Annotated in this window: 14 protein-coding genes; 3 read left to right on the top strand and 11 right to left on the bottom strand. The window is 51.3% G+C overall.

Features of this window, described 5'->3' with window-relative positions; genetic code table 11:
* Positions 1 to 166: 166 nt before the first annotated feature.
* Entirely contained in the window at positions 167 to 589 is a 423-nt protein-coding gene (locus tag AC6ESP_RS18550) for a VOC family protein (RefSeq protein ID WP_497098219.1), read from the bottom strand.
* 75 nt (positions 590 to 664) lie between these two features.
* Positions 665 to 1,570 (bottom strand): RNA polymerase subunit sigma-70, encoded by a 906-nt coding sequence (locus tag AC6ESP_RS18545; protein ID WP_497098224.1) that lies wholly within the window; start codon positions 1,568 to 1,570, stop codon positions 665 to 667.
* A 351-nt stretch (positions 1,571 to 1,921) separates the two neighbouring features.
* On the opposite strand from AC6ESP_RS18545, the gene AC6ESP_RS18540 reads away from it, so the two are divergent.
* The 3 genes from AC6ESP_RS18540 (at position 1,922) to AC6ESP_RS18530 (ending at position 2,947) form a co-directional block, all read left to right on the top strand.
* Positions 1,922 to 2,065, top strand: a complete 144-nt coding sequence (locus tag AC6ESP_RS18540) for a hypothetical protein (protein ID WP_497098218.1) — start codon at positions 1,922 to 1,924, stop codon at positions 2,063 to 2,065.
* Between the two features lie 217 nt (positions 2,066 to 2,282).
* Positions 2,283 to 2,693 carry a MerR family transcriptional regulator gene (locus tag AC6ESP_RS18535; RefSeq protein WP_497098217.1) on the top strand — a complete coding sequence of 137 codons (411 nt, stop codon included), beginning with the start codon at positions 2,283 to 2,285 and terminating at the stop codon, positions 2,691 to 2,693.
* Complete coding sequence (locus AC6ESP_RS18530) at positions 2,690 to 2,947, top strand: hypothetical protein (RefSeq protein WP_497098216.1); 258 nt, start codon at positions 2,690 to 2,692, stop codon at positions 2,945 to 2,947. The genes AC6ESP_RS18535 and AC6ESP_RS18530 overlap by 4 nt, the downstream gene beginning before the upstream one ends.
* Positions 2,948 to 3,389: 442 nt before the next feature.
* Here AC6ESP_RS18530 and AC6ESP_RS18525 read toward each other — a convergent pair whose 3' ends face one another.
* The 9 genes from AC6ESP_RS18525 to AC6ESP_RS18485 all read right to left on the bottom strand — a co-directional run bounded on the left by AC6ESP_RS18525 (position 3,390) and on the right by AC6ESP_RS18485 (position 14,747).
* Positions 3,390 to 3,497 carry a putative holin-like toxin gene (locus tag AC6ESP_RS18525; protein WP_214626128.1) on the bottom strand — a complete coding sequence of 36 codons (108 nt, stop codon included), beginning with the start codon at positions 3,495 to 3,497 and terminating at the stop codon, positions 3,390 to 3,392.
* Between the two features lie 397 nt (positions 3,498 to 3,894).
* Positions 3,895 to 4,761 carry a sulfurtransferase gene (locus tag AC6ESP_RS18520; protein ID WP_497098215.1) on the bottom strand — a complete coding sequence of 289 codons (867 nt, stop codon included), beginning with the start codon at positions 4,759 to 4,761 and terminating at the stop codon, positions 3,895 to 3,897.
* Positions 4,762 to 5,265: 504 nt separating this feature from the next.
* A complete protein-coding gene (locus tag AC6ESP_RS18515; RefSeq protein ID WP_497098214.1) occupies positions 5,266 to 6,510 on the bottom strand; it encodes a molybdopterin-dependent oxidoreductase in 1,245 nt (414 codons plus the stop codon).
* Positions 6,511 to 6,775: 265 nt separating this feature from the next.
* Positions 6,776 to 7,540, bottom strand: a complete 765-nt coding sequence (gene map / locus AC6ESP_RS18510) for a type I methionyl aminopeptidase (protein ID WP_497098213.1) — start codon at positions 7,538 to 7,540, stop codon at positions 6,776 to 6,778.
* 245 nt (positions 7,541 to 7,785) lie between these two features.
* Positions 7,786 to 7,974 carry a hypothetical protein gene (locus AC6ESP_RS18505; protein ID WP_497098212.1) on the bottom strand — a complete coding sequence of 63 codons (189 nt, stop codon included), beginning with the start codon at positions 7,972 to 7,974 and terminating at the stop codon, positions 7,786 to 7,788.
* A gap of 533 nt (positions 7,975 to 8,507) precedes the next feature.
* Positions 8,508 to 8,975, bottom strand: coding sequence for a PaaI family thioesterase (locus tag AC6ESP_RS18500; protein ID WP_497098211.1), 468 nt, complete (start codon positions 8,973 to 8,975; stop codon positions 8,508 to 8,510).
* Between the two features lie 6 nt (positions 8,976 to 8,981).
* A complete protein-coding gene (locus AC6ESP_RS18495; RefSeq protein WP_497098223.1) occupies positions 8,982 to 10,679 on the bottom strand; it encodes a long-chain-fatty-acid--CoA ligase in 1,698 nt (565 codons plus the stop codon).
* Positions 10,680 to 11,729: 1,050 nt separating this feature from the next.
* Positions 11,730 to 13,526 (bottom strand): acyl-CoA dehydrogenase FadE, encoded by a 1,797-nt coding sequence (locus tag AC6ESP_RS18490; RefSeq protein WP_497098210.1) that lies wholly within the window; start codon positions 13,524 to 13,526, stop codon positions 11,730 to 11,732.
* A gap of 18 nt (positions 13,527 to 13,544) precedes the next feature.
* Positions 13,545 to 14,747: an acetyl-CoA C-acyltransferase gene (locus AC6ESP_RS18485; protein ID WP_497098209.1), complete on the bottom strand. Its 1,203-nt coding sequence runs from the start codon at positions 14,745 to 14,747 to the stop codon at positions 13,545 to 13,547.
* Positions 14,748 to 15,116: the final 369 nt, after the last annotated feature.

Raw genomic sequence — 15,116 nt, 5'->3', positions numbered from 1 at the left:
TGCTTGTCAAGTTCTTTTAATCTTTTTCACGCAAAAAAAGAGCAGGCTATCTTTCGATAACCTGCTCTTTTACATAGTTATTTGGTTCAGCACCTTAACTTAATGACATTGACCCGCAAGAGGTCACTTTTTTCAAAGTGCCCTTCTCATGGGTCACGTACTGAGATTAGTTTTGAATTTCCGTATAAATTTGAAAGGTCACGCCGAATTTGTCCGTTACATCGCCAAATCCAGGGCTGAACGGTTCTTCATTAAACGGTATATTGACTTGTCCGCCTTGCCGCAAGGCTTCATATATTCGTTTGGATTGTTCCACGTCGTTCGTCGTGATGCAGATCGTGACTCGTTTGCCGGCTTCGATCGTCGAACCGCCGGGAGCATCCGAAAACATGAGTTCGGATTCACCAACTCGCAGCTTGGCATGTGCCACAAGGTCCTTGAGATCGTCGGTGAACGTATCCGGCATTTCCGGCATATCTCCGTAGGTCATGATGGAGAGGACTTCCGCTCCGATTGCTTGTTCATAGAACCGAATGGCTTCCCTGGTGTTTCCCTTCAAAGTAATGTAAGGGGTAAGTTTTACGTTCATCAATTGTTCCTCCTTAGGTTTGAATAATCATCTATTTTCACTTTCATCTATATAGACGATCTAGCCGTGGAAAAATCATCGGTGCGTTGCGAAATTCGTACTTGTGTCTAAACAGGCCGGTAAACCAAACCGGCCAAATAAATCGGAGTCGATGAAATGATGGAGATGCGCGATCTTTCCGTTCTTCATCTCGAGAATATGAATGGCCCATGGGACCAATAATCCGTCACGTCCGGTTGGCACATACTGCGCATAAGCGGGACAATTGCCGTTCGCCCGGATCGATAGCAGCCGGGAGCCCGAACAATGGCTGCTTGTGATATGATAGAACGACGACAGATTCGGTCTGCCGCTAATCCACATCACAAAAGGCGGCATCGACAAGCTGCTGTTCTCGTGGAATAGCGCCAATAACGCATCGATGTCGTACTTTTCGAAAGCTTCAACGTAACGGGCAAGAAGATCTTGATCTGCTTCGCCGTCCAGCTCTTGCAGAGCATCAGACCGGAGATTCGCATGAGCTAACGTCGCCCGTGCCCGTTGCAAAGCGCTGTTGACGGCTGCCGCGGTCATCCCCATTGCATTTGCGGTCTGATTGGCCGGCCATCGGAAGACATCATGCAGGATCAGTACGGCGCGTTGACGGGGCGGCAGCTTTTGCAGGATAGCAATGAACGATAATCGAATGGTCTCCCTGTTAACCACGATATCAACCGGATTGCCGGTGGAATCGGGAGCCGGCCATATCCAATAAGCTCTGGGCAAGTTGTCCTTGGGTTCCACTATCAGGGCGGCAGGTTCCGAGAGATCCATCGGAAGCGCCCGGCGCTTCGCACTCCGTAGCCGATCTAAGCAAACATTTGTGGCAATCCGATAGATCCAAGCTTTGCGCGAAGCATCCTGCCAAATCTGGTCCCAGCTCTGCCAGACGCGGGTCATGGTATCCTGCACCGCGTCTTCCGCCTCGAAGATGGACCCCATCATTCGGTAACAATAGCCGATAAGTTCGGGTCGCAGCTCTTCGATCATGCCTATCTCTCCATGCGGCCAGCTCATGTTCGCGGTTCCTCCTTTCGCACTTTACCTTTCCCATATTATAGCATATTTCCAATCTACTTCCCGTTCTTTAGTAATGCGGCCCCACGCTCGCGCAGCATCTCCACCTCATATGGCAACGAGAGGCTGCGCCCTAAACTACAACTGTTAAAAGAAGCGGTAGATAGCTGCCGAATAGCGATTCATCTATTCCAATGCCAAAGGTCTGGTATCACATCGGATTGTAGAGCCACATATGCTCATCCTGAAAGGACATTCATTCGAAGAGAGCTTCCAATGCAAGAGTGTACCACAGGCCAGAGCCCGCGCGATCCGTCAAGGGTGACAGAATTCGTCTTGCGCTTCCGTGCTGACTCTCGTCATTTAGCGGAGGAATGGTTTGGCATCGAGGAGCTTTTGCCCGTGGATGCTGGCAGTTGATATAAAGTCCGTGTAGCGATGTATTTTTTGCCGAATACTACTATCCATATTTGCGTTCCTACTCTTCCCCCACCGCAACCGGATTACCGCTATCCGAGCTCCAATCACTCCAGCATGATACGGTTCTTCGAACGGCTGGAAAGACAGGTTTATTAACTTTTTGTTGACCAGGTACCATAGTACCGGCTTTATTATTATTTAAGAGGAGGTTGATCTCATGAATGGCCTTACGGTAAGCCAGCTGGCTAAAGCATCTAACGTGAATGTTGAGACCGTCAAATACTATGAGAGACGGGAACTGTTATCGAAACCGCACAGAAATAAAGTAGGATACCGAATGTTTTCGGAAACTGCTGTTGACGATGTGAATTTTATCAAGAAAGCACAGGCCTTGGGGTTTACCCTTAACGAAATCAAACACCTGTTAGCTTTGGTACGACAAGAGGACTACTACCCAATGAATGAAATGTATGCATTCGCCACAGCAAAGATAAAAGAAATTGAAGAAAAAATCGCTCAGCTGGAAAACTTCAAATCGCTATTAGAACAAGTGACTGTCCTACCACCTCATTCGCTTCCACTACCGAAGCAGGAATGCCCCGTTCTTAAAAAAATAATGAAGGAATGAAACCATTCATGGGTAAAAACATTGAAATTTTTACTGACAGTAGCTTGTACGGAAATGATATTGTCGAACGTGTGAAGCAATACGCATGTCCGAAGTGTTCCATTCTCATTTATGACGCTAACGATACAGGATCGAGTGCGGAGATGCAGTCTAAGGTTAATGAATACTGGGTTACATCGATGCCGGCCATCGTTATGGATGGCAAAATAATTCCCTTGGAGAAATTGAAGAGGGACACACACAAACATGTTTAACTAAATATTCAAAAATTGATCCGTATTGGTTCGGGCATGCCCGTGACTTCCTTGAAATAATTGTAGATTCGAATAACACATTTTCGTTCATTAATTTTAATTATTTTCGTCAAGTTTGTTAGGCCAAATGGAAATAATTCCGCACAATAGTATGGAGCATCCATAACTAATATTGAATTAACCCTTCGACTTTATCTTGCATAATATCTTCTTTCATCAGTCGTCGGCGACAACAATATGTGATTTATTTCCACTGCCTAAAATTGCCGATTGTGAGCTTTATCGATTATTTTATTGCATGTATATAAACCTGCGAAGTTATAATAAAAATAAAGAAGGAGTCGTGCGTCAACACGACTCCAACAGCACAATAGACCGCTTCAAAGGCGGTCGGTTTCGGATATGCGATCAGAAATAGACCGTTTCCTTGCAGAGGGACGGTCTATTTTTTTTGGTTAATCGCTGCGACTATGGCGACAACCAGCGTCAGCAGCGCAACAATTAGCGCACCAAAACCGATCATCAACGTCAAAGCGTCTTTAACCTCCATAGGCATCCTTCCCTTCTTCGAGAGGTAGCCGACCACCCTTGCAAGAAACAGAGCAGTGAAATCCTGATTTTCTCTCCCTTGGAAACACGGTTGTTGATTCGTTGTTAATCGATCCTCTAGAGACTTCTTATTGTTGATTTGTTAGGAAAAAACCTGCAGTATCAATGTCCAGCAGCCGCTTATGAGCGTGGGAATTATCGGCCTCTTTGTGTGCGTACATAGCATTGCGCGATGTATCGAAGTCGTGCGAGCGAATGCAGGCTCGCACTCGCTTCTGAGCTTCATGTAAGTATTTTCAGAGCGCGAGTGTTGATTCTGTGTTGACTTCAAGGCATAAATAATACATCGCCAGAGCTTACAGACCCCGCATGGCGATGTATTCATCGAGTAAATACTGCTATTCTTCTGTCGACATCTCCTCGTCCCCCACCGCAACCGGATTCCCCTCATAAGAAACCCAATCGCTCCAGCTCCCCGCATACAGCTTCACATTGCGGAAGCCTGCGTCCTGCAAGGCGAACACGTTCGGCGTTGCCGTTACGCCTGAGCCGCAGTAGACGATGATTTCATCGTCTTTGGACATGTCGGCGAAGCGCTCGGCTTGCTCCTCCGATGATTTCCAAGTGCCGTCGGCATGCTTGCCTTCGTTCCAGAAGCGATTGATCGCGCCTGGGATGTGGCCCGCTGCAGGATCGAGCGGCTCTACTTCGCCGCGATAGCGCGGAGCCTCTCTGGAATCAATCAGTACGGTGCCATATTGGCCCATTCTTTCCTTCACATAAGCCTGGCTGACCAGCATTTGCTCCTGAACAGCAGGCTCGTAGACTGTACCCTCCACTAGCGCAGGCACTTCAGTAGTCACTGGATGACCTGCTGCTTGCCAGCCTGCAAATCCACCCTCGAGCAAATAGACTTGTCCATCATGACCAAGCCATTGCAGCAGCCAGCGCAGACGCGAAGCCATCGAACCGCCTTGATCATCATAGGCTATTACTGTCGTCGTGCGGCTAATGCCTAGCTTCCCTAGCAGCTGGGCCAGCACTCCCGGCTCCGGCAGCGGATGGCGGCCGCCCTCTCCGTTCGGGCGCTTGGGCGAGGAGAGATCCTTGCTCAGATCTACATAATAAGCCCCGGGAATATGCCCCTCCGCATAGCTCCTTCTCCCGGCATCGGTATCGCTCAGCAAATAACGAACATCAAGAACAACTACGCCCTCCTTGCCCAACTGCTCCTGCACGAAAGCTGCATTTTTATAAAAAGTCATCTGATTTTCGCTCCTCTCAAGCATCAACTAATGGATTGAATTTCCTCTATAGCCTTATCTTATCACTAAAAGCACACCACCTGCATCATCAACCGTTCACACGGCTCACACCACCGGACAACGCCTATTACACACCACTAAATAACCTATCCTATTAACTATTCATTGGGTAAAATATATCTCTCTTCCCACTAGCTAAGGTCGTTTTCCGGCTTAATCCTGTAACATAAGTATACTGTGTCTGCTCTAAGCCGGTTTTCGGCCTTAAATGGCTTAATTCGGTACGAGCGGAGCTGCATGGGGCTGATTTTAGGTTGTTTTCCAGCTTACTGCCACAATCTAAGCATCACAGGTACGATTTAAGCCGCTTTTCGGCCTTAAACGGCAGTCAGCAGCTTGCACGCAGCCACACACGCAAGTTCCAGCCACTGCCACACACCCACCTAACAGAAACAACAGCAAAAAAAAGCAGCACAAGGTTCAACCACCTTGCACTGCTTCCTATCACACCCACGCATCGTTCGAATAGCCGCGCTGCTCCCAGTAGCCGACATGCTCGCCTTCGATGAGCTCAATGCGGTTGAGCCACTTCACGGATTTGTATGCGTACATCTTCGGTACAATAAGCTTCACCGGGCCGCCCAGATCGCTTGGAACGACCTTCCCATCATGCATGACGGCAACCATGACATCGTCCATATCCGTCTGCTCCAGCGTCAATGTATCGGTATAGACCCCATCACCGGAATAGAACTTCACGGTCTGTGCCGTCGACTGCACGCCCGCTTCCTTGAGAAACTCCTTCAGCGGGATGCCTTCCCACGTATTAGCATAGACGGACCAGCCCGTTACACAGTGGAAATCACTAACCTGCACCTTGCGCTTCAGAGCGACGAACTGCTCCCAGTCCCACGTCTGCGGCTTATCTACCAGACCATCGATGGTGAATGACCAATTCGCATTATTGAACGTTGGAATCGGCGTAACCGTGTAGACGCGGAACTGCCCTCTTGCACCTCCGCCTGTCGGTGGCGCCGAGGCCGGAAGCGGCTGGGGAGCAGGCAGCAGGTTATTCCCATCGCTGTCCACCAGCTGATCAATCGTCTTGGCTCCACCTAATCCTGTGCCTAGCGCCCCGCCGAGCCACTTCAGGAAGGATGGCCCAAGCGCAATAGCGATGCCTGTGCCGACGGTCCATTTAATGACGGTACGACGGGAATAGACGGCTTCCGGCCCTGCTGCAGGATGCAGACCTTGCCCTTGATCCTCCCGCCCCGTCATCACTGTCCGACGATTCGGCTCCTTCAGCCACTTGGTACGAGTGATGGAGTGATAAATAATATAAGGCAAGCCTACCCACGTCAGCAGATCATGAATGGTAAGCGCGGCATTCGACCAAGTCGGGCCGAAGGCTCTGAACTGCCACAGCACAACGCCTGATAAAAACCACCCTGCCAGCAAGCCAAGCACGACAAGCACGTTGAATCGCTGCCAAGGCTTCTCCTTCAGCTGCTTCCAGTGCTTAGCCGCCAGCAGCAAATAATACAGAACAGGCAGGATCGAGGCGATGCCTACTACGATGTGCAGCCCCTTCAGCCATACCCGCCCTTCACCCAGAACACCACGCCAGAAGCCGCCTAGCAGCAGAAGCCCAGTCAGCGCTAGAATAACGACAATCCAGCCATTCCAAGCATGGAGAGAGACGAGCTTCTTGCCATAGCCTTTTCTAACCTGTGCCAGCCATTTCATCCTTCCTCACCTCCTGATAATCATAAAAAAAGGCACCGTGACCCAGAGCCTGCATCCTCCACCGTCATACAAGCTTGTTTCTACATCAATTATGCGAGCGGTCACATTGATCACAGCTTCCCTGTTAGATGAATCTGAATAGTTCTATTATACAACTCCATTATGAACATAATAAATCCAGGCTAGCAAGCAGCAGGCTGCAACGAAAAACCCTGCCTAATCGGCAGGGCCCGCATGCTATATGTTCGACTTACGTTTCTCCTAATCAAATAGTGAGAATAACGGGAACCGAATCTCCGATGACAATGGTATGCTCGAACAGCGCTGTCATGCATCCATCGTTCGTCCTTGCCGTCCAGCCATTCTGCGCGATATGCACATTCGCTTCGCCAGACGTCAGAATGGGCTCCACCGTAATGACCATACCTTCCCTCAGCAGCTCGCTTTGTCCTCCGAACCCATCGTCACCAAGGCCATCCAGCCGCGAAGGACCATGAATGAAACGTCCTACCCCTTGACCGGCGATGCTCGTAATGACCTGGAATCCAGCCTTCTCCGCGCAGCGCGAAATGACATTGCCGATATCACTGAGCCGCTTGCCTGGTCTGCATTCTGCAATACCTTTGCGAAGGGCATGCTTCGTTGCTCGCAGCAGCTTAGCGGTGTCCTTGGAAGGAGCTCCGATCGCATACGTCCATGCCATATCCGCTTTCCAGCCATCTACATCGGCGACCATCTCAATCGTAACGATATCGCCAGCAGACAATGGCTCTTTATCCGGAAAGCCATGGCACACGACATCGTTCACAGACGTGCAGACCGCATAAGGATACCCCCGATATCCTTTTTGTGACGGATTAGCCCCCTGCTCCAGCATGAAACGTTCAGCAAATCGGTCGATCTCAAACGTGGTCACTCCGGGAGCGATTCGCCTCTCAATCGCTTGGTGGCAGGCGGCAATAATCCTCCCTGCTTTTCGAATATTTTGGATCTCCTGCTTAGTCTTTGATTCCATTACCACATTAGACATTAACATCCCTCCCTAGTTCACCCTATTCGGGAAAAGGAAGATACATAACGCATGATGGCATCTAAATTTTACGACAAAAGCTAATCGTCATAGAACAGACATAAATATGCACAGATGCACACTTGGACTAGCTAGCTTCTCAGCTATGAGGCAAGTACAGATACGCCCTTCCTCACTTACCGTGGAACAACAAGAAGGCTCTGTCCCTGTGCGAGCACAGAAACAAAGCCTATATCATTCGTTTACTAACCGACCGAGGAGTTTATCTTACCCATCTCGTCTTCAACCAAAATCGTCAATTCATCCTCGTAGCCACCGGTGATCCGGTACTTGCGAATGTAATCTCGAACAAATTTGCGTGGGTCCTTGGGTTGAAAAATTCTCGTAAGTTCCTTGAGGCTTTCCTTGACTTCATTCTGGCTGTGCTTCGCCATGAAATCTCCTCCCCTATACGTTGGATGGTCGTCCTAAACAACAAAATCCGAGAACGGATGCGGCTCTTACACCGCTACAACCCCCCATCGGTGCAGGCAACTCCATGGTCAATCAGTCATAATGTTCGAACTTTTCTTACTATTATAACATCTCTGTTTCGAATGTGAAACAGACAATTGTCATTCCCGTCCAACTATGGTTTATTAATGCGGTTATCTCCTGACTTGCTCGTGGGGTCCGAAGGGCTGGAAGGCTTATGAACAGGAGGCGGAATATTCATCGTTGGGCGAGATGCATGCGTTCCCCTGTCTTTGTAAAACATTCGTAAATATGCAAATACGCCAATTCCAGCAACTATAATACCGAAAGCTAACACAAGCATAGTGATCCAGCTGTCTACCATATCTCCGCCTCCTTTCCTAACTTAAGTTATCGGTTTTTTGTATCGTATTTTTCAGCTTTCCGGCAAAATATTCTTTCCATATATAGGATATATTATAACGAATAGGACAGCCTCGGGCAACTATAGCGATTATCCTTGCGGTGCCTTCTGGGACAAGATCCGATAAGCCCCGCTCCCCCACGCCAGCAGTCTGCCGCTCTCATCCTGTACAGAACCATGAAGGGTAATCGTCCTGCCCACACGGTGCAGAATCTGAGCCTCGCAGCGAACGATACCACAACGGCTGCTCTCCAGGAAATGAGTGTTCATATGGGCAGTCACCGTCTTATCCTCTGGACAAGCCAGCATGACGACCAGACCCATTGCGTTATCCAGCAAGGACATGAGTACGCCGCCATGCACGATGCCCAGCATGTTCAGGTGATGAGGCCCTGCGTTAAGACGAATAACAGCCTTATCCGCATCAGCCTCTACTACCTCACAGCCAAGCATCCCCCAGAAGGTCGAATCTGCCCTCTCGGACAATCGCCTCCACTCCTGCTCCGCCATATGATTCATTGGTTGTATAATACGATCCTCAGGCATGCTTGGAATCACCCGCCTCTACTTCTTGTTCGCCTTCTCTGCCTCTTCTTCAACGAGCTTGCGCCTAAGCACCTTGCCGACCATCGTCTTCGGAAGCGCTTCCCTGAACTCATAGAGATGCGGAACCTTATACGCAGCAAGTCTGGTCCTGCACCATAGATCAAGCTGTGCCACCGATACTTCTGCCCCTTCCTTGAGTACGATGAACGCTTTGACCGTTTCTCCCCGATAAGGGTCCTTCACTCCGATTGCTGAGGCCTCCAGTATCGCGGGATGCTCATACAGCACCTCCTCGACCTCACGAGGGTAAATATTGAAGCCCCCAGCAATAATAACATCCTTCATCCGATCCACGATTGTAAAATAGCCCTCTGCATCCATATAGGCAAGATCGCCTGTATGAAGCCAGCCTCCCCTCAATGTCTTCTCGGTTTCCTCTGGATGATTCCAGTAGCCGAGCATCACTTGCGGGCCTCGAACGACAAGCTCTCCAATCGCTCCAGCGGGAAGCTCTTCGCCTTCTGGATTCACAATCGCAGCCTCCGTATCTGGAAAAGGCAAACCGATGGTCCCGATCTTGCGTCTGCCCCAGATCGGATTCGCATGCGTAACCGGCGACGCCTCCGTTAATCCGAAGCCCTCAATGAGCCGACCGCCAGTCAGCTCCTCGAATTGCTCCTGCACCTCCAGTGGGAGCGCTGCTGATCCGCTTATGCAGACTTCAATAGAGGATAGATTCGTATTCCACGCATCCTTGTGATTAATTAGAGCGACATACATCGTTGGGGCACCTGGGAAAATAGTAGGCTTTTGCTTGCTAATGGTCTGAAGCACCGTCCCTGTCTCGAACTTAGGGAGCAGAATGAGTGAGCCTGCTCGCAGCACCGACATATTCATTAATACCGTTAATCCAAACACATGGAACAGCGGCAGTGCCGCCAGAAATTTCTCCTTGCCATCCTGCGCCTTGTAGCACCAGGCTGATGTCTGCATCGTGTTGGATACTAGATTGCGATGGGACAGCATCACTCCTTTCGGTGTGCCTGTGGTGCCGCCTGTATATTGCAGCTGAGCAATATCATTAGGCTCAACGACGCTGAGAACAGGCAAGCTCGAATGGGCAGCCAGCAGACGAGTATAAGCGAATATGCCGTGCTTCCCATAGGGAATGTCTGCGCGGAAGCCTTCTTTGCGCTGCTTGATGGGATATAGCAGGTTTTTGGGGAATGGCAGGCCATCTTTAATAGACGTAATAATGACATTGCGCAGCTGGGGCAGCGGACCAGACTCTGGATGCTCCCCACGCACTCTAGCCAGCCTTGCATAGAGCAGGTCGACTGTAATGATAGTCGTCGCTCCGCTATCGGACAGCTGATGCTCCAGCTCCCGCTCCACATAGAGCGGATTGGTCTGAACGACGACCGCTCCGAGCAGCAGCACAGCGTAGTAGGAGACAACAGCCTGCGGACAGTTCGGCAGCATGATCGCTACACGCTCACCTTTGGCGACACCAAGTGCGATGAGCCCATTGGCTAACCTACATGCGTCCTGATACAGCTCGCGGTAACTGACGGACTTGCCTAAGAAGTAAATCGCTTCACTATGAGGAAATCTCTCCGCAGCCCTCGTTAGAAAATGAGCAACGTTATGGTTCGGATAATCGATTGATTCGGGAATCTCAGGTGGGTAGTAGGCCAGCCACGGCTTATGGGGCAGCTGGGCGGCGGGAGTGGGAGTGGGTTCGACTGCTTCTGCTGTTGGTTCACCCGCTGTTTCTGCGCCTTCACCTATTGCGACTTCTTCTGTTTCTGCTTCTACTATTACTTCTGGCACTTCTGCTTCTGCTTCTGCTGCTTCATACGTAACTATTGTATCTTCATCCGTCGTGACTTCTTCTGCTCCTACTTCACTTCCTACAACAGCTTCCGCCTCGACTATTGTTTCTACTGCTGGTTCTTCCGCTACTACTACATCTTCACCTGATATGACTTCTTCTACTTCTGCTGCCGCTTCTTCTTGTATGGCTTCCGCATCACTTCCTGTATCGGCTTCCGCTTCTACCAATTCAGGAGCAATTACAACCTCATCCTCAGCTTCAACTACTGCATCTTCTCCTGCTGCAATCTCTTTTACTTCTGCTACCGCGTCTTCTTGTATGGCTTCCGCATCACTTCCTGTATCGACTTCCGCTTCTACCAATTCAGGAGCAATTACAACCTCATCCTCAGCTTCAGCTACTGCATCTTCTCCTGCTGCAATCTCTTTTACTTCTGCTACCGCATCTTCTTGTATGGCTTCCGCATCACTTCCTGTATCGGCTTCCGCTTCTACCAATTCGGGGGCACTCACAACTTCATCCTCGGCTTCTGCTTCTGCTCTTGCCTCTGCTCCTGCCTCTGCTTCCTCTGCTATTGCTGCTTCTGCTGATCCTGCTATTCCTGCTGCCTCATCCGCTGCTGCTGCATCTTCACCTATTGCAACTTCCTCTTCTCCTGCTTCCACTTTTTCTTGTCCTGCTAGCACATCAATTCCTGCATCATCTTCTGCCTCTGCCCCCGCCAATGCGGGGGCGTGCACAGCTTTATCCTCAGATCCTGCTGCTGTGGACTCAGCAGAGGCTAGCTGTTCCGCGGGCTGAACGTTTTCCTCCTGTTGTGAGTCCGTCGACGAATTAGCGGGTGCGGGTGTGGATTCGGATGGCTGCTGACCATCCTTGGGTACAAGCGGACGTTCCGGATTGGACGAATCCATAAGGCGTTCCCCCTCCTACACAATGTAGTGCTCACCGCGAATGACGCGCGCGGCTATCTCCCTTTTCACAGCGATTGTATCCATGAGTGGAGCTTTCATCAGTTTTTTGAGCACAGACAGCTGCATTTGCAGGCCATCACCCTTCTCAAGTGAAGCAAGGGCAAGCTTGGCAAGTGATTCAATCTGCTCCATCGCCTCCTGAACGAACACCTCCGTCATTTGCACCGCATTCACTGTCTTAGCAGGCAGTGCGGCCTCTGAGTTGCGATTTTGCAGCATTTTTTGCGTGCGGAGCAGCGCACTTTCCATAGCAAACAGCTGAATCATTATATCCGCGAGCGTACACAGCACCTCCTGCTCCTGTTCAATTCGCATCCCGTGTTTTTGCACGGCCAGCCCACCGATCGCAAGGAAGGTTTTCTTGGCTTGGGCTACGCGGTAAGCCTCTTTGGCGAGCGGCTCATCAAAGGCAGGGACAGGCATCGGCTGGAGCAGCTGTGCTTGCAGGGCCTCCGTTTTCTGGAAGAGCGGAAGTTCGCCTTTCATTGCTTTTTTGAGCAGCGTTCCCGGTATGAGCATCCGATTAATTTCATTTGTCCCTTCAAAAATCCGATTAATCCGCGCATCCCGGTAAATTCGCTCCACCTTATACTCGCGGATATAGCCATAGCCGCCGTGAATCTGCACCCCCTCATCCGCTACAAAATCGAGAGCTTCGGACGCGAATACTTTTACAATCGAGCATTCCAGCGCATATTCGCTTATCGCCTTAGCTGCCCGCACGCCTGCATCTGGGCTATCGGCTTCAGCATTCGTCTCGCTCAGCATCCCGTCAATCCAGCCTGCGGTGCGGTACAGAATGCTTTCCAGCACAAAGGTCCGAATATTCATATCTGCAAGCTTCGCCCCAATCAGAGGATAGGAGGAGATCGGACGGCCGAACTGCTGCCTGGTGTTGGCATATTGGGACGCCAGCTCGATCGTTTCCTTGGACGAACCTAAGCATGCTGCTCCCAGCTTGAAGCGCCCAATATTCAGGATGTTAAACGCGATCTGATGCCCTTTGCCAATCTCACCGAGCACTTGATCGACCGGAACGGCCACATCTTCGAAAAATAACGGGCAAGTAGACGAGCCTTTTATGCCCATTTTGTGCTCTTCGGGGCCGACGTTGAAGCCAGGCGACTCCCTCTCGACAATGAAGGCGGTGAAGACTTCGCCGTTTACTTTTGCATAGACGATAAATAGATCTGCGAAGCCCGCGTTCGTAATATACAGCTTCGATCCGTTGAGGATGTAGTGCTTGCCATCAGACGACAGCCTTGCCGTTGTTTTGGCACCCAAAGCATCCGATCCAGAAGCAGGCTCGGTCAGGCAATAGGCGGCGATGAGCTCTCCGCTTGCGAGCTTGGGCAAATACTTGCGTTTCTGAGCTGCCGTCCCAAAAAACACGATAGGAAGCGTTCCGATCCCCGTATGGGCTCCAACCGATAAGGCAAAGGAAGATGCACGCGATAATGTCTCTGCAAGCAAGGTTGTGCTGACCTTATCCAGACCGAGTCCGCCATAGGCCTCCGGCACATCTGCTCCGAGCAGCCCTAGCTCGCCTGCTTTGCGAATCAGCTTGACCGTAAGCCCATAATCCAGCCCTTCGAGCTGCGCATCACTGGGGAATATTTCGGCCTCCATGAAATCCTGCGCCGCGCTTGCCATCATTCGCTGCTCCTCTGTGAAGTCCTCCGGCGTCACCGTCGCTGACGGCAGCGCATCCTCTACGACAAACCTTCCGCCAAAACGTATATTTTCCGCCATGTCGCCTGTCTCCTTTCTTTAATAGACCTCGAACACGCCTGCTGCGCCCATGCCTCCACCCACACACATGGTCACGACACCAATTCCGCCTCCCCGCCTCTGAAGCTCATGAATGAGAGATACCGACAGCTTGGTGCCCGTACAGCCGAGCGGATGTCCAAGCGCGATCGCACCCCCATTCACATTGACACGATCTGGATCAATACCAAGCTGTTCCACTACCGGCACACATTGAGCGGCAAAAGCTTCATTGATCTCGAACAGATCAACTTGCTCAATCGTAATTCCTGCCTTCGCGAGCGCCTTCGGCACCGCTTCGATCGGACCGATGCCCATCACCTCTGGGGCAACGCCAGCTACACTATAGCTGCGCAGCGCGGCCAGCGGACGCAGACCCAGCTCCTTCGCCCGAGCCCGGCTCATGACGATAACCGCCGCTGCGCCATCGCTCATCTGCGAGGTATTGCCCGCCGTGACCGTTCCTTCACGAGCGAAGGAAGGCTTGAGCGGCGCCAAGGTCGCCGTCGTCGTCTCACATCTGACCCCCTCATCCGTATCGAATACGAATGTTTTCTCCCACGGCCTGCCGGCATCATTCACACCCGAGCGAGTTGCAGTGATCGGCACGATCTCATCCGCGAAGCGGCCTGCGCTTATGGCCTCGGCCGCTTTGCGATGACTATCGGCAGACCAAGCATCCTGCGCCGCACGCGTTACATTGTAGCGCCGCGCTACCTCCTCCGCGGTGTGTCCCATGCCCATGTATACCTCCGGCATTGTGTCCACAATGCCGGGATGCGGGGAGAGCTTGAAGCCAGTCATCGGCACATGACTCATGCTCTCTACGCCGGCGGCGGCAATGATATCCGCCTCGCCTAGACGGATACGCTCCGCAGCGTAGGCTATAGCCTGCAGTCCGGAGGCGCAGAAGCGGTTCACGGTTACCGCAGGGGTCGTAACCGGGAAGCCCGCATACAGTGCAATAACCCGCGCCATATTCAGTCCTTGCTCTCCCTCCGGCATGGCACAGCCAACAATGACATCCTCAACATCAGCGGCTTGGAGTCCCGGAGCCCGTTCCATTGCCCCATGCAGCACAGCCCGTCCCAGATCCTCTGCCCGTGTCTCCGCCAGACTGCCCTTCTTCGCCTTACCCACCGCCGTCCTAACCGCAGATACGATGACCGCATCGCAGTCACTCTCAGTGAACCGATTGACCATTGCATTCCCCTCCTTGTTCTGATGCGTATGTGGTTTGGTGCATGTGGTATGTGGTGCGTATGCTATGTGGAGCATGTACTGTGTGCATGTTGTGCGTAGCAGTGAGGTAGATCAAGTAGAGTAGCTACTGGTGCGGCGCGATACTTGCGATCGAGTGGATGTTACTCTGGTGCGGCGCGGTACTTGGATCGGATGATAGTTACTCTGGTGCGGTGCGATACTTGTGATCGGATGATAGTTACTCTGGTGCGGCATGGTACATGTGATCGGATGATAGTTACTCTGGTGCTTAACACTACGTGTGTTGAATGAATTTCTAAGCTGAACCTGGCTTTAGCGAAACGATTTTCCTAGTTGAGGAACGTAGTT

The organism is Paenibacillus xinjiangensis (assembly GCF_059686975.1).
Note: the sequence above shows the minus strand (reverse complement) of the source record. Positions and strands in the feature narration are given on the sequence as shown.